Origin of the sequence: Streptomyces sp. NBC_00019 (assembly GCF_045041015.1) — a bacterium.
Taxonomy (GTDB): domain Bacteria; phylum Actinomycetota; class Actinomycetes; order Streptomycetales; family Streptomycetaceae; genus Streptomyces.
In genome coordinates this window covers 346,471-367,683 of the sequence record NZ_CP108302.1, presented here as the reverse complement: position 1 = coordinate 367,683, position 21,213 = coordinate 346,471, and the positions used below count along the sequence as shown (strand labels likewise).

Genomic DNA, 21,213 nt, shown 5'->3' with positions numbered 1-21,213 from the left:
CGTGCTCGGACTCCCGCGCGGGTCCTGTCACGAAACGGCTCAGCCGGTAGGTGGTCGGCAGCGTCAGGCGCCCGCACAGCGTGTCGATCCGGATCATCGATTCGTCGACTCCTGCCTCCCGAAGGCGGCGCAACCGCGTACGCATCTCCGTCTGGTCCCGAGTCTCAACGACCACTTCCCACTGTCCCGCGTCCGGCGTGTGGCGAGCAGCAAGCCGCTGCCGTGCGTCCTCTTGCCGCCGTCTTCTTTTTCCCTGTCCTGGCACCTGCCCAGAATCACTGGCCGGCGTCAGGACGGCAAGGCACTTGTGCCGGGCACGGTTGTCACTGGGCGACCCGCGGCCTCTAGCGACTGCTCGACCGGGCAGCGTGCGAACGGCCGGAAGTCCGTTCTCGGCGAGCCAGTCAGCCACGCGGACTTCATGAATGAAGCGGCGAGCGGCGCATTCAGTCCGTTAGTCCAATGTCCTGAATCCGCAGGCCTGCTGAGACGTATCCGCCCCCGAGTTTCCGTCGCCACCGCACGCAGGGTCCGCCGTCGTTCGAGGCGGCTGCCTCGCCGGCGCGGTTGTCCGCAGGGCTCGGCCGCTCGGTCAGGACGGTGATCTGGCGCCGCGCGTCCCGAGCGCCTCGCATGCTCATGCCACGGATACGTCATCGGCATGGCGCTGTAACGCTCCTGACGAAGACTCGTAGGGCACTGCCGGTCACATCAACAACTCGCCCCCCACAAGGCCGGGTTGATCGGATGTCGCGTCCGGGTCGCGGGCGCGGGTGAGGAGGAGCGGATGGCTGCGGAGAGATCCATGGCATCTCGGCGGGACTTCCTGCGTTCCGTCGGGGTCTCGGGTGGTGCGGGGGTGCTGTACTCGGCGATGGGCGCGCTGGGCCTCGCGCCGGTGCCGGAGGTGCGGGCTGCGGAGTACCGGGCGCCGCGCAAGAGTGACTTCGCGCTCAGCGGGCGCGGTGCGAGGAAGGTCCTGGTGCTCGGCGGTGGCATCGCGGGCCTGGCCACCGCGTACGAACTTGGCAAGGCCGGCTACGACTGTCGGATCCTGGAGGCCAAGGACCGGCCCGGCGGCCGCAACTGGACGGTGCGCGGGGGTACTTCGCTGACCGATCTGGACGGGCGCAAACAGACCGCGTCGTTCTCCAAGGGGCAGTACATGAACGCCGGACCCGCCCGGCTGCCCCAGTCGCACGTGACGCTCGAGTACTGCCGTGAACTGGGCGTCCCCGTCGAGGTGTTCACCAACCAGAACGCCAACGCCTACATCTACCAAGAGAACAGCGCCGCCCTCGCGGGACAGCCGATGCGCTGGCGCACCGCGAAGGCCGACGTCTACGGTTATGTCTCCGAACTGCTCGCCAAGGCCACCGACCAGGGCGCCCTGGACGCGCGGCTCACCGCCGCCGACAAGGAGCGGCTGATCGCCTTCCTCCAGAACTTCGGGGCCATCAAGGGCAAGGCGGACGGCTACGCCTACACCGGCTCCGACCGTCGGGGCTACTCCGTGGAGCCCGGCGCCGCCTTCGAGGAGGGCAAGGTGCTGGGGCCGGTGCCCTCGCTGTCGGAGGTCATCGCCAGCGGTGTCGGCCAGCGCTTCTCCTTCGAGTTCGGCTACGACCAGGCCATGCTCATGTTCCAGCCGGTGGGAGGCATGGACGCCATCCCGTACGCCCTGGCCGAGGCGATCGGCCGGGACCGCATCACCTACGGCGCCGAGGCGCTGGAGGTCAGGAACCTGCCGGACGGCGCCGAGGTCACCTACAAGGACGCCCGCGGCCGTACCCGCACCCGGCACGCCGACTTCGTCGTGGCCGCCGTACCGCCCATGGTCATGGCCCGCATCAAGCACAACCTCGGCACGGACGTCACCAGCGCGCTGAAATACCCGAGTCCGACACCCGTCGGCAAGGTGGGCCTGGAGTACCGCAGCCGCTGGTGGGAGACCGACGAGCACATCTACGGCGGGATCACGCCCACCGACGCCGACCTGGCCACCATCTGGTACCCGTCGTACGACTACTTCGGCCGGCGCGGCACCCTCATCGGCTACTACAACTTCGGCGCCAACGCCCTTGCCTACAGCACCCTGCCACACGAGGAGCGCGTGGCGCGGGCAGTGAGCCGCGGGGTGAAGATCCACGGAGAGAAGTACCGCACCGAACTCGACCACGCCTTCAGCGTGGCCTGGCACCGCACCCCGTACATCGAGGCCGGCTGGGTGGGCTGGCCCTCGCAGAACGGACCCGAGTACACGCTCCTCAACCAGCCCGCAGGGCACGTGTACTTCGCCGGGGACTGGCTCAGCCACGTCATCGCCTGGCAGCACGGCGCGTTCAGTTCGGCCCGCAAGGTCGTGACCGACATCCACGAGAGGGTGATGGCAGCATGAAGCGGCGTACGAGGGTTGTCATCGGTACAGCCCTGACCGCCTCGCTCCTCACGGGCGGCACAGCGCTCGCCGACGCCCGGGGCTGGTGGCCCGGCCCGAAGGAGGTGCGTGTCCTGCTGCCCGACGGCCAGTCCAACCCAGCGATCGCGAACGGGGTGGCGACCGGCGCAGAAGTGGCCGTGTACCAGAGCAGCGGTCTCGGCCCCTCCGCCCTCAACCCGTCGGCGCCGGACGGGACTCCGGAGCGCTACACCGACCCGTCCCTCACCGAGGGCGCCCAAGGCGTCACGATCACCGAGGCGCAGGCGCTCGTCGTGCTGCGCAATATCAGGACCAACCTGGAGACCGCGGGGCTCACCCCGGCCGACGTCATCACGATGAAGTGCTACCTGATGAAGGCGCCCGGCGCCGAGACCGCCGACTATGCGGGCTGGAACCGCGCGTACCGGCAGTATTTCGCCAACATCGACCTGGCCACGCATCAGGTCGTGCCGGTACCCATGGGCACCTCCGCCCCGAAACCGCCGTTGCTCGCCAGCAAGGCCCGGCCGGCGCGGGCCACGATGGAGGTCGCGTCCCTGGCCGTCAAGGGCTGGCTCGTCGAGGTCGAGGTCACCGCGGCGTACAAGAAGCGCTGACCAGTACGGCGGTCCTCGCGGCGCCGGCCCGTGAAGACCTGCCGAGAACCGCACGGGGCGGGGCCCTCGGTCGGGCTCCGCCCCGTATGTTGCCCCTCAGCTGCCGCTTCTGTCCGGTCAACCCCCACGTGCACCGGGAGCTTCCTTGAGCATCGAAGACACCCCGTTCGCCGCAGACTTCCCCCGTTCTGTGCCGCTTTCCCGCCGCAGATTCCTCCAGACCACCGCCACCGCCACCGCTGTTGCCGCGGCAGCCGCCGTCGTCGACGCGCCGGCCGCGCTCGCGGCGTCCCGTACGACAAACCTCTCCTTAACCGCCGCCACAGGCGGTTCCGCCACCCTCGCCCCCTCCGGTGACCGGCTTGTCGCCGAGATCCAGAACGTGCTGTGGTCCGTGCCGCGGCGCGGAGGCACCGCCGTCGCGCTGACCCCTCCCGGCCTCGAACCCACCCGCCCGCAGTTCTCACCCGACGGCCGCAGTCTCGTCGTATGCGCCTACCGCGGCGGCGGTTTCCATCTGTGGACCCTGCGGCCCGACGGCACCGGACCGCGGCAGCTGACCGACGGGCCGTGGGACGACCGCGGTCCGGTCTGGTCGCCGGACGGCACCCGGATCGCGTTCGCGTCCGAGCGCGGCGGCGACACGGTGACGGGCTCCCCGTACCGCATCTGGGTCCTTGACGTGCGCACCGGCACGCTGACCCGGCTCACCGGGCGCCCCGGGCAGCAGGGCCCGGATCAGGGCGGTGCCTGGGAGGACTTCGATCCGACTTGGGCGCCCGACGGCGAGCGGGTGCTGTTCGTGCGTGCCGCTGTCACCGGGACGGGCGCCCTTCGCGCGAACACCGTCGCCTCGGTGGCCGCCGACGGCACGGGCCCGGTTGCTACCGAGCTCACCGACGATTCCGGCGCCCAGCTCATGACTCCCGCCGTCTCGCCCGTAGGCCGTCTTGCCTACCTGCGCACCACGGCCCAGCCCGCCGCCTCCAGCACCCTTGTGGTGGACGGGCAGCCGGTCGCCGTCGAGGGCGACCTCCTCCCGGCGCCGCCCCGCTGGGTGGACGGCGAGCGGCTGCTGCTCACGGTCGACGGGCACTTCCGCCTGGTCGACCCGGCCGCGCCGGGTGACGGCGAGGAGATCCCGTTCACGGCCACGATGCCCGTGGACCGGCCCCGCTACCGGGGCAAGGTGTACGACTTCGAGGGCTCCGGCACCCGTCCCGTCCGCGCGCTGCACCTGCCCGCCCTGTCCCCGGACGGCCGCAGCGTCGCCTTCGCCGCGCTCAACGCGCTGTGGACCGCCGCCACCTCCGGCGGCCGCGCGCCTCACAAGGTCTTCCAAGCGCCCGCCACGCGGTACGTGTCAGCACCTACATGGACACCCGACGGGACGGCCCTGGTGTACGCCGACGACCGCGACGGCTTGTTCGCCGTAAGGCGCCGCGACCTCGACTCCGGCGCGGAGACCGTGCTCGCCGAGGGCGGCCGGGTGTTTCCCGCCCTCTCGCCCGACGGTATGCGGCTGGCTTGTCTGGATATGTCCGGCAACCTGGTGGTGCGCGATCTGCCCGACGGCAGCGAACGGATCCTGGCCGCACCGCTCGGCGCGGGTGGGCTGCCCGGCCGCCCCAGCTGGTCTCCCGACGGTCGGTATGTCGCACTGTGCGACCGTAACCGGCTCAACCAGCGCTTCCGCGAGGGCTACAACCTCATCCGGGTCGTCGACAGCTCCACCGGCAAGTCCGCCCTGCATGCCCTCGCCCCGCACACCTCGCTCTCCGACCGCTACGACTCCGGCCCGGTCTGGTCCCCGGACGGCCGCTGGATGGCCGTCGTCGCCGAGTCGGCGCTGTGGCTCCTGCCGGTCCGCCCCGACGGCGTTCCCGACGGGGAGCCTCGCCCGCTCACCACCGAACCCGCCGACCACCCGTCCTGGTCCGCGGACGCCCGCACTCTGCTCTACCTCTCCGCGGGCACCCTGCGCCTGGTTGACATCGGCAGTGGCAAGGCCCGTAGCGTCCATGTCCCGCTGGACTACCGCAGACCGCGGCCGGCCGACACCGTCGTGCACGCGGGCCTCTTCTGGGACGGCACAGGGCCGGACATCCACGAGGACATCGATGTTGTGATCCGCGACGGCCGTATCGCGGCGCTCTCCCCCCACCGGGCCGGCCGCCCGGCCGTACGGCGGGTCGACGCCAGCGACCGCACCGTGATCCCGGGCCTGTGGGATGCGCACACCCACCCCTGGCAGACCACCTACGGCGGCCGCCAGACCGCGCTCCAACTCGCGTACGGCATCACGACGGCCGTCTCGCTGGGCGGTTTCGCCTACGAACAGGCCCGTATCCGCGAGGCGGTCGCCGCCGGTGCCCTCGCCGGGCCCCGGCTGCTGGCCACCGGCGAACTGCTCGACGGCGCGCGCGTCGCCTACAGCATGGGCCGCGCCCACCGCACTCGCGAGGGCCTGCGCCGCTCGCTGGCGCGAGGGGCCGCGCTGGACTGGGACTTCGTGAAGACGTACGTACGCGCCCCGGGCTGGGTGATGAAGGAGGCCGCCGACTTCGCACACCACCGGCTGGGCGTGCGCAGCGGAAGTCACCTCTGTTCCCCGGGCGTACAGCTCGGCCACGACCTGACGACCCATCTGCAGGCCACGCAACGGCTGGAGTTCGGCCACGCGACCAGCGCCACGGGCCGGGCCCACCAAGACGTCGAGGAGATCTACACCAGGGCCGGCTTCCACCTCGTCGCCACTCCGTTCACCGCGCTGCCCCTGCTGGGCGCCGACCCCGCGCTCGCGCGGGACCCGCGCGTCAGGACCCTCATGCCACCGTGGGACACCGCGCTCGTCCAACAGCAGGCCGGGCAGCCGCCGACAGCCGCCCAACTAGCCACGCTGGACCGGGAGCTGGCCATCTACCGACGCATCCTGGCAGGCGGGGGACACCTCGCCCTGGGCACGGACCAGCCACTCGTCCCCGTCGGGCTGCACCTGCACCTCGCCCTGCGCGCACTGCACCGCGCCGGCCTCTCACCGGCCGAAGCGCTGCGCACCGCCACACTGCTGCCCGCCCGCGTCTTCGGCGCAGACGCGGACCTGGGCACCCTTGAGGAGGGAAAGCTCGCCGACCTCACCGTGGTGGACGGCGACCCTTTCACCGACTTCGACACCCTGATCAACACCGTGGCAGTGCTGCGCGGCGGCGTGCTCTTCGAGCAGGCGGACCTGGTCGACGCCTTCGACGCCCCGAGTTCCTCCAGCGCGCCGTCGGCCGAGGAGTGGCTGGACGTGAGCCGCCAACTGCGGCGCGAGGGATGCTGTGACCCGGAGACCCACTTCTGATCGCGGGGTCGGGGGTGGCCCCGCGGCGCTGGCGACCACCCCCGGCGCATGGGCGCGTCAGACTGCGGTCCGTACCCACTGATCAAGCCTCTTCTTCTCCCACGGCGATGTCGGCCACGGGGACGGCATCGTCAGGATCGGCCGGTTCGACGAAGACAGCAGCGGGATCGCCGGCAAGTGGCGGCCGCCGCCCTGGGTCGGCGATGAAGGCGGCCGCTGGCGCGAGGGTCCGCGTCTTTCCCCTCCTGGACGCGTCCTCGCGCGGGGGCGGCCTCGTGGCCTGGAGGCGAGCGGGGGTGCGCCCCGATGCGGAAAACGCGGCAAAGACGAAGGCCGGGCCCGCAGGCGGCTCCCCCTTGCGGGAAAGCGGGCTTGGGTCACCCGAAAGGGGCTGTCTCAGTGGAGCGCGCCGTTGACATTGGCAGCAGGCGGAGAGTCGTCAGCTTCATCATCTGGCTCACCCAGGTGCTTGACGACGTGCTCGTACGCATCCCGGAGCCGGCGGGGCGCGTCCTCGTCGATGGCTCGTAATGCCACGCCGGATCAGCGGGTGAACGCTTCGGTCAGGCGCACCCGGTAGCCGTCCTCTTCCATCAGTACGACGGTGACGCCGAACGGGTCGGGGTGGTTCAGCTCGATCGGAGTGAAGGCGTAGTTCACTGCGGCTTGAATCGGTGGCACGAGCTCGGCGCCGGGCTGCGGCGCGGGGGTCGGCAGCCAGTCGGGGGCGACCGATGCCCAGCCCTCGGGGCTGCGGGACAGAACTTGTTCGGTGTAGGGGAACTGGTGCAGCACATGCTGGTCGGGGGTGGCGAGGACCATGTTCAGGCACGGGGCCGGGCCGACGATGGGCAGCTCGCAGGCAGTGGCGACGTCGTGGGTCTCCCACGTGAGGACGACCTCGTCCGCGCGGGCCGCCGCGGCAATGTTCGAGAGCTGCGCGATCCCGGTGAGTGAGTCCTCGCCGACCTTGAGAGGGCGGACCCAGATCATCCCGACCAGCTCGCCGCCTACGAGCGGCATGATGAGCGGGCGCGGCACTGCGCCCTCGCCCAGGCCGTCGGTGTAGGCGCTCTTCGCCACCTTGACCAGTGCGTCCCACATCTGTGCTTCCACGGAAGCCCCCTCGTCTGCCGAATCCGATCATCGCACCCTGGCACGGGGATTGAGGCCGTGTCAGCGAGATGATCGGTCAGCTTGTTCTTTATGGTCTGGCCTGGTCTCGTTTGGTGATCGTCTCGGGTCGTTTCACGGTTTTGCCCACGTCGTAGCGGGTGGCGGGCCGCCGGTTCTTGGAGCCGAGCGGTCTGCCAGGGCCTGGCCGGGTCGGTTTGGGCGCACGGGCGGGGCAGCTCAGGGCGGGGCGGAGGTTTCTGAACCCGCGGCGGACCCTGGCCGGGGTGAGCCGGCCGGGCTCTGCGGGCTTCTCCCAGGGGCGGCGGAGGTCCTCGGCGAGGGGGCGGGTGAGCCGGAGTTGGGTGTGGGCGGTGATGACCAGCCACGTCCAGCGATCCGCTGCCTCAGGCGTACGGACCTTCGGACGGGTCCAGCCGAGCGTCTGCTTGATCATGCGGAAGGTGTGCTCCAGGTCGAATCTGCGCAGGAATGCCTGCCAGCGCAGATCGACGTCCTGGCCGGTCATCCCAGTCTTCGAGGACCACAGCCAGACCGGCAGCGGGTCTCCGCCGCCGGGCAGGTGGTCGACCTGGAGGCGGATCAACGTCCCCTCAAGGATGGGGAGTTCACCGGCATGTCCGATCCAGGCCGAACGGGTGGTGAGCCGGGGGTGGATCCGGTCCCAGGCCATCGTCTGCGCGGTGCCGTAGCGGTCGGTGACCTGCGTGGTGGCCGTGTCCGGCTCGCCCCAGGACTCCGGTTTGGCGAAGCGGAACTCCTTGCCGTGCTTCGGGGGCCGACCGCCCTGCGGCGGTGAGATCCACGGCACGGGGACGGGCTTGCGCATCACCCGGTCCGACCGCATCCGGCCGAGCACCTCGACAGGCAGCCCGTGCAGGAGGTGGGCCATGCGCGGGGCGTCGTATCCCGCGTCGAACACGATGAGGATGTCCGCGTCGCCCTGACGCCACTGTCCGCCCGCGATCAGGTCCTGAACCACGCGGCGGACCTGGACGGCGGTGACCTCTGCGACGTCGTCGGCGGGCCCGAGGCGGACCGCGTCCAGCAGCTGGCACCAGGAGGTGCGGCCGGATTCGAGGGCGGCGACGAACGAGTACGGCCAGCCGGGAATCATCAGGTGCTGATCCTTACTGCGGCCGTAGGTGTGGCAGAACAGCCGCTCCGCGCTGCACTCGGCGTCTGGCCGCAGCCAGTTGGACACGTCCACGGCTAGCACGAGCCGCCCGTCGGCCGCCTTCGGCTGGGGCAGCGCGGCCAGCGTCCGCCGCAGCCGACCGGCGTCGATCCGGCCGCGGTTGAGGGCGTCGTACAAGGCGCCGTGTCCACGGCGGTGCTCAGCCAGCAGCGTCAGATCCACTGGCGTCCTCACCGGCCCGTCCGCGCACAACAACGCGTCGGTCAGCTCGAACAGTTCGTCACGCCGGGCGCTCAAACATGCGTAGAAATCGTCCCGGAAGTGTGACGCCACCGCGAACGGCTCACGCTGGGCATCATGGTGAAGCAGACTCAATCTCCCACGGCCTTCGTACTGGTCAAGTGCCTCTTTGGTCGGAGCACAGGATCAGGCGAAGGCCGTGTTCACGTCCCCAGAATCTCCGTACGGGCGATCATGTTCGGAGATGCTGTTCGAGCACAGGCTCGTAGGGACAAGCCAAAGCTGCGGCACCGTCAGGAAACTCCGACGACAGCCCTGGGCAGCCCGAGCGCAACACTCCGAACTGAGTTGCCTCGTGGAGGCCTCATGAGGACTGGCGCTGCGAGCGCCGCGCCGCGGGGAAAGCGATACCGAGGACTCCGCCTGCGCCACTGCCGAGCACCAGGCCGATCGCCAGGTTGTCGAAAACAACCAGCCCGAGCACAAGCCCGACTCCGATGCCGATCAGCATGCCTACAACCAAACCTGTGCTGATAGACGGTGCTCCGGCGTCCCCATTATTCGTCACACGACCATTGTGTCGAACGAGCCTTCGAAGGCGAGATCCAATACGGCCAACCTTCAAAGTAGGCCAGACCATAAAGAACAAGGTCAGTGCCTGTTCCTGATCCGGTTATGACATGGGAGGCGCAGGGTCAGCTCGTCAGGACTGCTGGGTGTTCAGGTCAGGACGTGGAGGGATGGCGCGGTTGAGCGGTTCCAGGCCGCCGTGGAGGGCGGCGTGGAGTGCGGCCGCGAGCTCACGGGCCCGTTCCTCGCTCGACACGTTGTGGATCATGAAGTAGACCGGCCCTGTGAGGCGTCCGAACCGACCTCGCGGTGGTTGACCAAGCGAGTGATCGCGGCCCGGACAGCGTCGTTCACAGTATCGTCGACAAAGTGTCCAGGGCTCGCGGTGAGCGTGTCGGCCTTCACGGTCCACTGTGGACCGTGGGATTCGATGGCGACGAACACGGCGCCGTCTGCCATGGCCTGCCGGTACGTCTGGTGGAACGCCTCGTGCCACTGGCGTCCGGGATGAGGTGAGAGGGGCAGGGAACCGGCAGCGGCTGCATGAGCGAATTGTGCAAGAGGTCAGGAACGCTCACCTCCCTTGACACTCGAAGAGTGGAGAGCTGAGGAGGGCGTTCAGGGCCGGGCGGGTGGTCGCTGGGCTCGGGTCGAGATACCGCCGGAGTCTTCCGGCGAGACAGTTGGGAGGGGCCCGGCCGTACCGGACGGTAACGGGCTGACCTCCGGCCTCGTTCCACCGAAGGGTCGCGTTCCGTGTGGGCCGTCGGCGGCCGAGGCTGTGGGTTCGGCGTGTTCGGCGCTGTCGATCCAGCTAGGCCATCGGCGTATGTTGTCCAGCTGGTCCATGATCTTGGAGACCTCGCGGACGTGAGCGACGGTGTCGGCCAACTCCGGTCAGAGATGGAGGAGTTGCTTGTGGCGGTGGTCTTCTTGCTGGTCTGGCTGTCGGGTGCGGGTGAATCAGGTGGTGGCCTGGCGTACGGTCGGAGCTTCGGGAAGGCCGCTCAGTGGCGGGTCGGTTCCGCGCAGGGGCTCCAAGTCGGCGACGCACGCTGCGGGCGCCGACCAGGCCTGGCTGGACCCGCCGAATGAGCCTTGGCGCGCTCTGGTCGAAGTCGCCAGGCCGGACGTGAAAGTACCTGCTTGATTCGTCCCGGCTTTACGCATGCCGATATGGGCATATGATGGCTGCCATGGCACGAGCAGCGACGACATCGGACGTCTTCAACGCGATCGCCGAGCCGCAGCGCCGAGAGATCCTGCTGCTGCTGCGGGCGGGTGAGCGCCCGGTGACCGAGCTGGCCCAGGAGCTGGGGATGACCCAGCCGGGGGCGTCCAAACACCTACGGGTGCTCCGCGAGGTCGGGCTGGTGCGGGTTCGCGGGGCGGGCAAGCAGCGCCTGTACGGCCTTGACGCCCGCGGGCTACGACCGGTTCACGAGTGGACCGGCGGGTTCGAGCGGTTCTGGAACGAGAGCTTCGGCCGGCTCGACGCATACGTGCAGGACCTGAAACAGACAAGCCAAGAGGAGTAGCTGATGAGCGCGACAGAACATGGAACGCCGGCGCCGTCGGCGACAGCCGGCCGCGAGATCGTGATCTCCCGGGTTATCGACGCCCCGCGGGAGCTGGTGTTCGCGGCGTTCACCGAGGTGCGGCACCTGTCGCAGTGGTGGGGACCGGAGGGATTCACCACCACCACGCGGGCGTTCGAGTTCCGCGTCGGCGGGGAATGGGACTTCGTGATGCACGGACCGGACGGCACGGACTACCAGGAGTGGATCTCCTGGACCGAGCTCGCCCCGCCGGAGCGGATCGAGTTTCTCCACGGTGAGTCCCGCGACGACCCGAACGCCTTCGAGTCGGTCCTGACGTTCGAGCCCGACGGTGCGGCGACCCGGATCGAGATGCGCACAGTGTTCCCCACCAAGGAGCTGCGCGACGAGGCGGTCGAGAAATACCACGCGATCGAGGGCGGCCAGCAGACCCTGAGCAACCTGGCTGGCTACGTCAGCGAGATCGTTCGGAAGGGAGTGGAGGACTGATGGCTGGGAAGGTGTTCTTTAGCGTGTCGATGTCGCTGGACGGGTTCATCGCGCCCGAGGCCCCCGAGGAATTGATGGGGCAGCGGTGGATGGAGCTGCAGCGGTGGATATTCCCGCAGCGGTTCTTCCGGGAGAACCTGAAACTTGGCGAGGGCGGCGAGGAAGGGCGCGACAACGACATCGTGCGGGAGACGTTCGAGCGCACCGGCGCGAGCGTGATGGGCAAGCGCATGTTCGACGCCGGCGAGCAGGCGTGGCCCGAGGAGGCGCCGTTCCACACGCCGGTCTTCGTCGTGACACACGAGAAGCGTGACCCCTGGGAGCGGCTGGGCGGGACCACGTTCCACTTCGTCAACGACGGCATAGAGACCGCGCTCGACCAGGCCCGCGAGGCCGCCGGCGACCGAGACGTCCGCATCGCGGGTGGCGGCGCAACGATCCTGGAGTACGTGAACGCCGGCCTCGTCGACGAGTTCTCGATCGCGCTCTCACCCGTGCTGTTCGGCTCCGGAATCCGCTTGTTCGAGGGCGTGGACGCGGGCCGCGTGGCCCTGGAGCCAGTCCGCACGGAACCCTCCAAGAGGGTGACGCACCTGACCTACACCGTCCGGGGGCGGTAACTGTCCCGAACTCAGCGCTCTCCCGCCGAGGTCAGCTGCCCGCGGACGGTCCGGCCCGCCCTGGTGGCGACGACGGATTGGGCGGGGAGCCGGCCATGTACGCCGAGACGGTGTCTGGACTGCTGTCCGCAGTGATCCCCGGTAGGCGAACTTCCCAGCAATGAGAACGGTGATGATGCAGCGGTCGTGGCTCGCTGAGAGGCGGCGATCGATCTGGCCAACCTGGGACTGACGAACTGGGGCTCGATTGATCCTGAGTTGGGCCTTGATCTCAAGTCCAGTTGAGGTTCGATGATGATCGGCATGGAGACGACAGTCATTGATCAGGAGACGCAGCAATCCGAGATTGAAGCGATCAAGCAGGTGATCGCCACGCTCGAGCACTCCCAGCAGAAGGAGTTGCCCGAGGAGTTCGTCGGCCTCTTCCGGGCCGACGCGATCTGGACGACGGGCCACGGCAAGTACCTCGCCGGCCGCGATGAGATCTCGTCCTTCACGCACCAGGTGCTGCCTGGCGCCATGAAGGACTCAACAGCCACGTACGAGGTGGTGGATGTGCTGTTCATCCGCCCCGACGTCGCCGCGGTCAAGGCACATGCGCAGTACTGGACGCTGGAAGGGGAGCCGATCGGGAACGCGGGCACCCCGCTCTACGTGATGGCCAAGGAGGACGGGCGATGGCGCCTGGTCGCCTGCCAGAACACGGAGGTGCTCACCCACTGACGTGAGAGGGGCCGCACCCTGTTCAGCGGCTTCGTGCGGCCGGGCCGGATAAACGACCGAACTGCCGTGCGCACCGAGGGCTTCGCTGAGCAGTTTCGTCAGTACCCGAGGGTGAAGGCCGGGGTCTCGTCCGGCAAACCCACTGCTGCTCCTCCCGCCAGCCGCTCGATCACGCCCGCACGTCCCCATCTCAATCGCTCCCAAGGCCGTTAGCCAACCTGTTGCAGAGTCTGGGTAGTTGGGCTGACAAAGAGGTGAAGCCTCTGGTAAGTGGATTCTCGACCGAGGAAGTTTATCTCCACCAGAGGCTTCGTCTGTCTGTCAGTCCAACTTCCCAACCCTTGCGGCGGGTTGGAGAACGCCCAGTGTCCATTCCTTTCGAGTCACATCACCTCTTCTTTTCGGTCTTTACTCGTTCGCGATTTGCGTGATTTCGTTCGTCTTCGGCTACCGCTTTCGGTCCCGGCCCTCTTACATTGTCGAGCAGAGACTGGCCTTGCCGGTCTACCGCACGAGTGACAGATTCTTGCAGAATTCCAAAAGCGAAGGCCCATGCGGCCACTTGAGTTGAAGTGTCCAATCTAGTCAGGCCAGGGAAAAATTCGCCACTCATAAGTAGTATTCCAGCGACGGCAGTAAGGGCTCCAACTGGAAGTCGAAGAATTATCAACCCTGTTGCTACATGGTAGGGACCTGCAGTTCCCTTGACTACTTTTAGTGAAACTGCACCCGCCAGCGCCGCCGCAAAGAGGCCGATAAATTCGAGGAAGAAGATGCTCGCTCCTTTTGGCGTGCTTCCTAGGGGGCAGACTCGCTCGGAGCCTGCAACTCCTTTTTCTGGAGGAAAGCAGAAGCGGCCAGCAACATCTGGAGAAAATATCCCCCAGATTCCTAGAAGGATCACGATAGTCCAAAGGGCTACAGCGGCAACTACGACTATTTGTGTAAAGCTGCGAACTCTCGCCCTCTCTGCTTCTTCAGCCTGGTAGGCGGCATGCAGTGTGATCGCTGCCAACTCTCTAAAGGTAGCGTCAACTGTCTTACGGTTGCGGCCTCGGCCGAATGCTTTTCGCTCGCGACTGAGCAGCACTTCCCTCAGTTGCTGCAAGCATACGTCGTCGTGTCTGAGATGAAGTTTGGCATGCGTCAGGGCATAAAAACCCTTATTGCGAAGTTCATCTTCTGGGGCTATGCGAAGTAGAGCTACCTCGGCCTCGTGGACATTTGCCAGAGCCCTGTCTGCTGATGCGCCTGTAAAGTGTTTCCACATGGATCCACGCAACGCATTTCGAGCCGCATCGAGATGGGAATTCGCTTTGGCTACGATTTCTGCGTCATCACGTGATATTCCGAGCGCATCGGCCTTGCGTTGCTCTTCAAACTTGTTCAACTGTCCTTGGAGGTGCGCCACATGCGCATTCGTGCGCTGATACCAAGACGATCCACTAACTGCAACATCGCCGTCGACGTCTACCATGGGTGCATCCTCCTTGGTAGATACCTCATTTCCCATTGAACGTCCGCTGAGGTCGATGCGCAACTCAAGGGAAATTCCCGCTAGAATCTTCAATTATTGAGGTTTTGGTGGCTGAAAGCCAAGGTCGGTCTTAGCGATAAGCGGATGACGTCTGAGAGCCACAAACGACAGAGCCTTTTCAACCACACCCGGCATCCCTTGGTGGGTGAACCATACGAAGGGATCACCGCGTCCCGCAGAACAACGTAGGGAGCCTTTACCAACCTGCGGTCGAGTCTGGCCAGTTGGGCTGAGAGAGAGGTGAAGCCTCGCGGGTCGGGTGGGGGACACCGTGGTGTTGGGGAAGGAGAGGCTGGAGGTGGAGCGTCTTATGGTGGGTGTGGATCACCTGGACACGCACGCTGCGTACGACGCGCAACCTGGCTGCTGCTCTGGGGACGGTGGGCCGGGTGGAGTAGGGGTTGGCGCTGGGTGAGCAGACGCTAGAACGGTGGCGGCGGGTAGGTGAGGGCCACCCCGATACTCGGATGACATCCGGATGGTCGGAGTCGTTGATCAAAGAACCGCAGTTTGCGGTGGTCATGTTGCGTTCCCATAGCCCAATCTGGGACTTCCTCATCGGTCGGCGGCACGGCCGGGAAGCCGACGCCCGGACCGCCCTGGTCGCCAAGCAGCGCGGCATGCGGTCGACTCTGGCGGTGCCAGCCCGGGATGTGGAGTCTTGTGCCGGACGCGGCCGTCGGTTACGGATATCGCCCACTGCGGGCCGTATGGCTCCTGACCTGCCTCCTGGCCGTCTGCTCCACGCTCTACAGCACCTGGCCTCCCACTACAGCCTCGATCTGCTCCTACCGCTTGTCGACCTCAGCCAAGAACGCGTCCACAGCTCGTTCGGTGCCATGCAATGGATTGCGGTCGTCCTTATCGCAACTGGCTGGCTACTGGCGACAACCGCCGCGGCTGGAGCGGGTCGCTTCCACGAAGAAGCAGAATCACCCTTACGCCTGACCCGAGGAAGCCTCTCCTCAGTGCAAGGCCAGGTCCTGCATTCTCCGCGTTTGGGTCAGCCAACGGTGAAGTCGGCCGCCTTGGTGTCCAGCGTCGTGTCGCCGTCCTTGGCGGTGGCCAGGACGGCGACGTGCCACAGACCACGCGGGGAGGTGTCGGCTTCGTCGCGGGTGACGGCGACCTTGTAGGTGCAGTGCACGGTGTCCCCACCGGAGGGCTTGCAGAGGGCCGACTCGACGGTGGCCATGTCCTTGGCGGTCAGCCCCTGCTTGGCGAAGGACGAGTTCGCCGGCCAGGCCAGGACCTTCACGTCCTTGACGCCGGAGGATGCGGTGACGTCAGTGGTGAAGGTCAACGAGCCGCCGCGGTCTCCGTCGGGGGTGATGTAGCGGGCAGCGCTGTGCGCGATGGCGGGAGGCTGCTCTCCGGCGTAGGCGAGGGCGTAGGCTCCGGCACCTCCGAGGACGGCGACACCTGCGGCCACGGACAGAACGACACGTCGAGACACGAGGAATTCCCCTATTCGAATCAGGTGGAGTGAACCGGCGTACTGGGCTGCGCCGTTGCACCAATACTGGCCGAGCAGCAGGCATGGGGTATGAGCCGATGTACTCAACTCCGGTCTGAGTATGGCCAGTCCGGGCCGCCGAGTGTGATTGAAGCAGGATCGTTCTGCGGACCAGTTCGCATCTGGCTCGCTCGTAGAGCTGTCATTGATCTTTGAGATGCAGTTCACCGCGCCGAGGTCGCGGCGCAGTTGGAGCGCGAAGCTGGTAAGGCCGGGCAGTTGGCTGACGTCGACGGCGCCGATTCAAGTGGGGAGCGTGGGCGCCGAGTCAGGCGCCCAGGATTTCGCCGAAGCGCGGACATGTGCCGCGGCGGTGTCCAGTGCGTTCGGGCCAGCGGGCCAGGACGTCCTTCAGCGCGGCGCGGTCCTTCTCGCCAGGGCCGTACCGTCGGCGCGCGGAGGAGGCGGGCGCTGCGGCCGGCGGTGTACCGGACCTTCGGCTTGGAGTCGGTGGCGGCCGCGACGATGGCCTTCGCGACGATGGCGGGGTCGTCGCCGTCCTCGTTGACCGCCAGCGCCAGCTTGTCGGCGATGTGCCGCTGCTCCGCGTAGATGTGCATGGGCATGTCGGGCTCGACGGTGTTCGCCTCGAACGAGGATTTGGTACCGCCCGGCTGGACGATGAGCGCCCGGACGCCTTGTTCGCGGATCTCGTGGTCCAGGGATTCGGTGTACCCCTCGAGCGCGTGCTTGGGCGCCGAGTAGGTGGCCACGTAGGGCGCGGGGAGGAACCCGAGGACGGACGAGATGTTGATGATGCGACCGCTTCCCTGGGCGCGCATGTGCGGGAGAACGGCCTTGGTCATGCGCATCACACCGAAGACGTTGATGTCGAAGAGGCGCTGGGCCTGCGCGAGGGAGTTCTCCTCGGCGGCGCCCGAGGAGCCGATGCCCGCGTTGTTGACCAGGATGTCGATCCGCCCGAACTGCTCGATCACCTGGTCGACCGCGGCGGCGACTGAATCGTCGCTGCCCACGTCGAGGGCGAGGAACGTCACGCCGTCGCGACGGTCGGCTCCGGACGTCTTCCGGCTCGTCCCCACCGTCTCGAAACCCGCCGCGGCGAGCGCTAGGGCGGCCGCCTGTCCGATACCGGTGGACGCACCTGTCACGAGTGCCACCGGCCGAGTTGTCGCCATCACGAGCGCCCTTGGTTTTGACGTACATCTGTATGTCGTACGTTCGTATGCCTTACGTTCGTACGACCATAGAGCGGTCGTTGGTCGATGGCAAGTGGTCGCGTCCGCATGTCCAGGATGTTGACGCTCGAGAGCTGCTGAAAGACTCGGCCCAACAGGGGCCGGGCGAGACGGGGCATCGCCATGACGGTTCCTTGTCGCGCCGGGGGCCTTCCCGGGCGCCGTCGTCTCCCTGCGACCTGGACGCTTCGCCCGCAGTGGGTGAGGCAGTTAGATGTCGAACCTGCGACACCCGCTTCAGGGGGCGGGTCTTGCTCCTGTCTGCGGGGGTGACCCTCAGGAAGAGTTTCTGCCCCGCAGCGGGACCTCCCGGATCAGCCAGGACACCGCGAACGTCACGGCGCACAGTGCCGCCGTGCCGAGCGCGACACCGTGCAGTCCGTCGACGACGCCGGCCCGGAACGCGTCCTGGACCGGGCCCGGCAGGTCCCGCAGCAGCGCGGGAGTGAGCTCCCCGTCGGTCAGTCGCTGCCCGTCGGCGCCGAGCCGGTCCGTGACGGCGGCGGCGAGACGGTTCGTATAGACGGAACCGAGGACTGCGGTGCCGAGCGAGCCACCGATGGTGCGCAGCAGTGTCTGGGTGCCGCTGGCCGCGCCCATGTCGCGCGGTTCGGCGCTGTTCATCGTGATCAGCATTGTCGGCTGCATCAGGCAGCCGATACCCACGCCGAGCACGAACGTCAGACCGGAGGCCAGACCCGCGGTCGTGCTGGTGCGGAGCGTCAGCAGGGCCAGGGCGCCAACTGTGGCCAGCGCGCCGCCCGCGATCGGGTAGTGGCGGTAGCGGCCGCCGTCGCTCACCCGCCGCCCGATGGCGAGCTGCGCGCCGATCATGCCGAGCATCAGCGGGATGAGCAGCAGACCGCTCTCCGTGGACGACATGTCCTGCACGAACTGCATGTACTGCGGCAGATAGCTCGCCGCCGCCAGCATGGCCGCACCCGTGACGAAGCTCAGGACCTGCGCCACCGTGAAGTTGCGGTCGCGGAACAGCCGGGGCGGGATCACCGGCTCCGGGGCGCGCCGCTCCACGCGCACGAAGGCGGCGAGCGTCGCCGCGAACACCAGGCCGAGCCCGATGATCTGCGGTGATGTCCAGGCGTACGTCGTCCCTGCCCAGCTCGCGAGCAGTGTCAGGGCGAGGATCGCGACGGTCAGCAGCCCCGCGCCGGCCAGGTCGATCCGCGCCCTGACGCGTTCGCCGCGTAGTCGCACCCCGAAGCCGATGAGGGCGAGTGCCATGACGCCGACCGGCACATTGACGTAGAACACCCATCGCCAGTCCCACTGGTCGGTGAGGAAGCCGCCGACCAGCGGCCCGCCGATCGTCGCGGCGGGCAGCAGCACCCCGATGAGGGACTGGGCCCGCCCGGCCTCCGCCGGAGCGAGCAGCGTGCCGATGAGTGAGAGAGCTCCCACGAACAGGCCGCCGGCGCCGAGGCCCTGGAGTGCGCGGAAGGCGATCAACTGCCCCATGTCCTGGGCGAGTCCGCACAGTACGGAGCCGACGAGGAAGACCGTGATGGACGCGAGGTAGCTGCCCTTGCGGCCGTACAGATCGCCGAGCTTGCCCCATATCGGTGTGGAGACGGCCATGGTGAGCAGATACGCGGTGAGCACCCAGGACAGTTGGTCGAGACCGCCCAGGTCGCCGACGATGGTGGGCAGGGCGGTGCCGACGACGGTGCCGTCGAGTGTGGCGAGCACGATGCCGAGCAGCAGGCCGAGGATGACGAGTCGGGAAGGCGGGGCATCGGTCTCGTCGGGTGTGGTGGTTCCGGGATGCTGTTCGTTCCTACGTTGCTTCAGGAAGTCCGTCACGGTTGCGGGGCCGGCTCAGGCGACGTACGAATGAAGGGCCTTGGCGGTACGCAAGGCGTGGCCCCACCAGGCCAGTTGATCGAGCAGCGCCTTCGCGGCGGTGTCGGCGGCCGGGTCCTTGACGGCGCCGGACTCGTCGAATCGGCTCCAGGCTTCGTGGAAGCTGACCGTGTTGCGGATGGTCGTGGCATTCAGCTCGGCCATGACGACCCGCAGATGCTCCACCGCGCGCAGACCGCCCGACAGGCCCCCGTACGAGACGAACGCGACCGGCTTGCCGTGCCACTGCTCGTTGTGCCAGTCGATGGCGTTCTTGAGGGGTGCCGGATAGCTGTGGTTGTACTCGGGCGTGACGAACACGAACGCATCGGCGGCGGCGAGCCGCGGCGTCACGAGGGCAAGCGCCTGCTCGGTACCGGGCGGCGGCTGCTGGCCGAAGGCCGGGAACACCGTCGGCAGCGGGATCTCCGCGAGGTCGACGACATCGGCGCTCATGTCGTGGCGCTGCTCGAGGTGGCCGCTGAGCCACTTGGTCACGACGGGCCCGAAGCGGCCCTCGCGGGTGGAGCCGACGAGTACGGCGACGCGCAGTGGCGCGGTGGTGGCAGGCATGGCGGACCCCCTGGTTGTGTACGTCGTATCTTGGTGAGTACAACGTACACATTGATGTGTACGCCGTCTACTAGAGATACGCTGTACGCGACATCGATGAAGAGGAGCTGTGCCATGGCGGCGCGGAAGCAGGACGAGAGCAAGGTCGTGGAGCCCTCTCTCTGGGAGCGCATGGAGCGGCCCGCCTCAGCACCCCGGGCCTCGCTGAGCCTGGAGCGGATCGCCGCCGTCGCGGTCGAGATCGCCGACGAGGAAGGCGCCGCCGCCGTCACCATGCGCCGTCTCGCCACGAAACTCGGCGTCGCCCCCATGGCGGCCTACCGGCATGTGGCAGGCAAGGACGACCTCTGGGCGCTCATGGTCGACCGGGTCTCCCGGCAGCTGGCCGCGCCGGACGATGCCGCCAGCTGGCGGGAGGTGCTGCGCTCCTTCGCCCTGCAGACACGGGAGTTGATGTTGGCGCACCCATGGATGGGATCCATTCCGCTGATCTCGCTCACGCCGTCGCGGATGGCCGTGGCCGAACGGCAATTGGCTGCGCTCGCCGCGTGCGACCTGGACGCCGACTCGATGATGGCCGCCTTCCGCACCGTCAACTCCTATGTGCACGGCTCGACCCAGGCCGAGATCGTCCTGCGCGAGTATCAGGAGCGGCACGGCTGGGCCGGCGGTGACGAGACCCGTCAGGCGCTCGCTCCGCAGATGAGCTACCTGATGAGCACGGGCCGTTACCCGACCTACGAGCGTTACGGCGCGGAGGCGGCGCGCAAGGACGACCACACTTGGGCGTTCGAGTTCGGCCTCGACTGCGTGCTGGGCGGCATCGCGGAACGCCTCGGCATCTGACACCACGGCCGCCCTCGTCGACGCCGACCGGGCCCGCACCACACTCGCCGACGTCGGATCCCCCGGGCCGTCGCCAGACCTGCGGCGAGAACCAGCTCACCGTCCGTACCCACCGCTTGAGCAACACCCAGGCAGCGACCATCACCGACACCGTTCGATGCAGCCGATGGTGTACACGGCGTTGCCGAGTCGTCGGGTCAACTGGTGGTGGCTCAAGCAGGTCTGAAAGGCGCGCTAGCTCTGAACGACCGTCGTGATGCTGGCGCTGCGCCGCAGGTGTTCGTACCCGGAGCCTGCTCCCCGGGGTGCCAGAACGTACCGGTCATACGACCTGGCCGTGCACCATGCGACGGCGTCCGCGGTGTTCAGGATCTGCTGCGGGTGCCCGGACAGGACAGGGAACCTCTCCGGGCGAGACACCCCGCGGGTCCGGCCGAGGGTTGTGAGCGCGACCTGTTGCTGCCAATGGGTGCAAGGCCGTGGTGTCGCCAACCGTATGGGCCTCCGACTGAAGTCGGCTCGACATCCTTTCGGTCTAGTGCAAGAAACGAACGCGAGGACGCCAGGGTGAATCTCATAAAGAGGATCAGCACGACGGGGACGATAGTCGCCGCAGTCCTGATCGGCCTTGGTTCCGGTAGCGCCCATGCGGATGACGACTCGCTGCTGGCGCTCCTCGGTCTTCCGTCAGTCACGGTCGCGTGCTTCCCGTCGGGGCACGTCGGCCAGGGGAACACTTTCACCGGGACCCAGCCTGTCAACTGCGGTCAAAGCGCGCAGGCGACGGCCCCTGAAGGCGGAGGGGGGTCGAAGGGCAGGCAGCAGTA

16 protein-coding genes and 1 pseudogene are annotated in these 21,213 nt (G+C 67.7%); 8 read left to right on the top strand and 9 right to left on the bottom strand.

The window, feature by feature from the left end:
* Nucleotides 1-805 precede the first annotated feature (805 nt).
* The 3 genes from OHU89_RS01735 to OHU89_RS01725 all read left to right on the top strand — a co-directional run bounded on the left by OHU89_RS01735 (nucleotide 806) and on the right by OHU89_RS01725 (nucleotide 6,382).
* Nucleotides 806-2,398, top strand: a complete 1,593-nt coding sequence (locus OHU89_RS01735) for a flavin monoamine oxidase family protein (protein WP_405639133.1) — start codon at nucleotides 806-808, stop codon at nucleotides 2,396-2,398.
* Complete coding sequence (locus OHU89_RS01730) at nucleotides 2,395-3,036, top strand: Rid family hydrolase (protein WP_405639131.1); 642 nt, start codon at nucleotides 2,395-2,397, stop codon at nucleotides 3,034-3,036. Before OHU89_RS01735 ends, OHU89_RS01730 begins: the two co-directional genes overlap by 4 nt.
* A 145-nt stretch (nucleotides 3,037-3,181) precedes the next feature.
* On the top strand, nucleotides 3,182-6,382 hold the full coding sequence (locus OHU89_RS01725; RefSeq protein ID WP_405639129.1) for an amidohydrolase family protein: 3,201 nt from the start codon (nucleotides 3,182-3,184) through the stop codon (nucleotides 6,380-6,382).
* A 543-nt stretch (nucleotides 6,383-6,925) separates the two neighbouring features.
* Here OHU89_RS01725 and OHU89_RS01720 read toward each other — a convergent pair.
* From OHU89_RS01720 to OHU89_RS01705, 4 genes are all read right to left on the bottom strand, one after another.
* Nucleotides 6,926-7,486, bottom strand: a complete 561-nt coding sequence (locus OHU89_RS01720) for a hypothetical protein (RefSeq protein ID WP_405654260.1) — start codon at nucleotides 7,484-7,486, stop codon at nucleotides 6,926-6,928.
* Between the two features lie 100 nt (nucleotides 7,487-7,586).
* On the bottom strand, nucleotides 7,587-9,029 hold the full coding sequence (locus OHU89_RS01715) for an NF041680 family putative transposase (RefSeq protein WP_405639127.1): 1,443 nt from the start codon (nucleotides 9,027-9,029) through the stop codon (nucleotides 7,587-7,589).
* Between the two features lie 229 nt (nucleotides 9,030-9,258).
* On the bottom strand, nucleotides 9,259-9,405 hold the full coding sequence (locus OHU89_RS01710) for a hypothetical protein (RefSeq protein ID WP_405639125.1): 147 nt from the start codon (nucleotides 9,403-9,405) through the stop codon (nucleotides 9,259-9,261).
* Nucleotides 9,406-9,597: 192 nt separating this feature from the next.
* A complete protein-coding gene (locus tag OHU89_RS01705) occupies nucleotides 9,598-9,720 on the bottom strand; it encodes a hypothetical protein (protein WP_405639123.1) in 123 nt (40 codons plus the stop codon).
* A gap of 940 nt (nucleotides 9,721-10,660) precedes the next feature.
* Between OHU89_RS01705 and OHU89_RS01700 the strand changes: the two genes are divergently transcribed.
* From OHU89_RS01700 to OHU89_RS01685, 4 genes are all read left to right on the top strand, one after another.
* Nucleotides 10,661-11,002, top strand: a complete 342-nt coding sequence (locus OHU89_RS01700; RefSeq protein ID WP_266898476.1) for a helix-turn-helix transcriptional regulator — start codon at nucleotides 10,661-10,663, stop codon at nucleotides 11,000-11,002.
* A gap of 3 nt (nucleotides 11,003-11,005) precedes the next feature.
* Complete coding sequence (locus tag OHU89_RS01695; protein WP_405639121.1) at nucleotides 11,006-11,512, top strand: SRPBCC family protein; 507 nt, start codon at nucleotides 11,006-11,008, stop codon at nucleotides 11,510-11,512.
* Nucleotides 11,512-12,132: a dihydrofolate reductase family protein gene (locus tag OHU89_RS01690; RefSeq protein WP_405639119.1), complete on the top strand. Its 621-nt coding sequence runs from the start codon at nucleotides 11,512-11,514 to the stop codon at nucleotides 12,130-12,132. The genes OHU89_RS01695 and OHU89_RS01690 overlap by 1 nt, the downstream gene beginning before the upstream one ends.
* Nucleotides 12,133-12,423: 291 nt before the next feature.
* Nucleotides 12,424-12,855 carry an SgcJ/EcaC family oxidoreductase gene (locus OHU89_RS01685; protein WP_405639117.1) on the top strand — a complete coding sequence of 144 codons (432 nt, stop codon included), beginning with the start codon at nucleotides 12,424-12,426 and terminating at the stop codon, nucleotides 12,853-12,855.
* 388 nt (nucleotides 12,856-13,243) lie between these two features.
* Here the strand turns inward: OHU89_RS01685 and OHU89_RS01680 are convergent, their stop codons facing one another.
* The 5 genes and pseudogenes from OHU89_RS01680 to OHU89_RS01660 all read right to left on the bottom strand — a co-directional run bounded on the left by OHU89_RS01680 (nucleotide 13,244) and on the right by OHU89_RS01660 (nucleotide 19,540).
* Nucleotides 13,244-14,332, bottom strand: coding sequence for a hypothetical protein (locus OHU89_RS01680; protein ID WP_405639115.1), 1,089 nt, complete (start codon nucleotides 14,330-14,332; stop codon nucleotides 13,244-13,246).
* Between the two features lie 1,063 nt (nucleotides 14,333-15,395).
* Nucleotides 15,396-15,848: a DUF5707 domain-containing protein gene (locus OHU89_RS01675; RefSeq protein ID WP_405639113.1), complete on the bottom strand. Its 453-nt coding sequence runs from the start codon at nucleotides 15,846-15,848 to the stop codon at nucleotides 15,396-15,398.
* A 467-nt stretch (nucleotides 15,849-16,315) separates the two neighbouring features.
* A pseudogene (locus OHU89_RS01670) lies at nucleotides 16,316-17,047 on the bottom strand (oxidoreductase); the annotation flags it as partial.
* Nucleotides 17,048-17,383: 336 nt separating this feature from the next.
* Complete coding sequence (locus OHU89_RS01665) at nucleotides 17,384-18,928, bottom strand: MDR family MFS transporter (RefSeq protein WP_405639111.1); 1,545 nt, start codon at nucleotides 18,926-18,928, stop codon at nucleotides 17,384-17,386.
* A gap of 15 nt (nucleotides 18,929-18,943) precedes the next feature.
* Entirely contained in the window at nucleotides 18,944-19,540 is a 597-nt protein-coding gene (locus tag OHU89_RS01660) for an NADPH-dependent FMN reductase (RefSeq protein ID WP_405639109.1), read from the bottom strand.
* Nucleotides 19,541-19,654: 114 nt separating this feature from the next.
* On the opposite strand from OHU89_RS01660, the gene OHU89_RS01655 reads away from it, so the two are divergent.
* Nucleotides 19,655-20,386, top strand: coding sequence for a TetR/AcrR family transcriptional regulator (locus OHU89_RS01655; protein ID WP_405639107.1), 732 nt, complete (start codon nucleotides 19,655-19,657; stop codon nucleotides 20,384-20,386).
* Nucleotides 20,387-21,213: the final 827 nt, after the last annotated feature.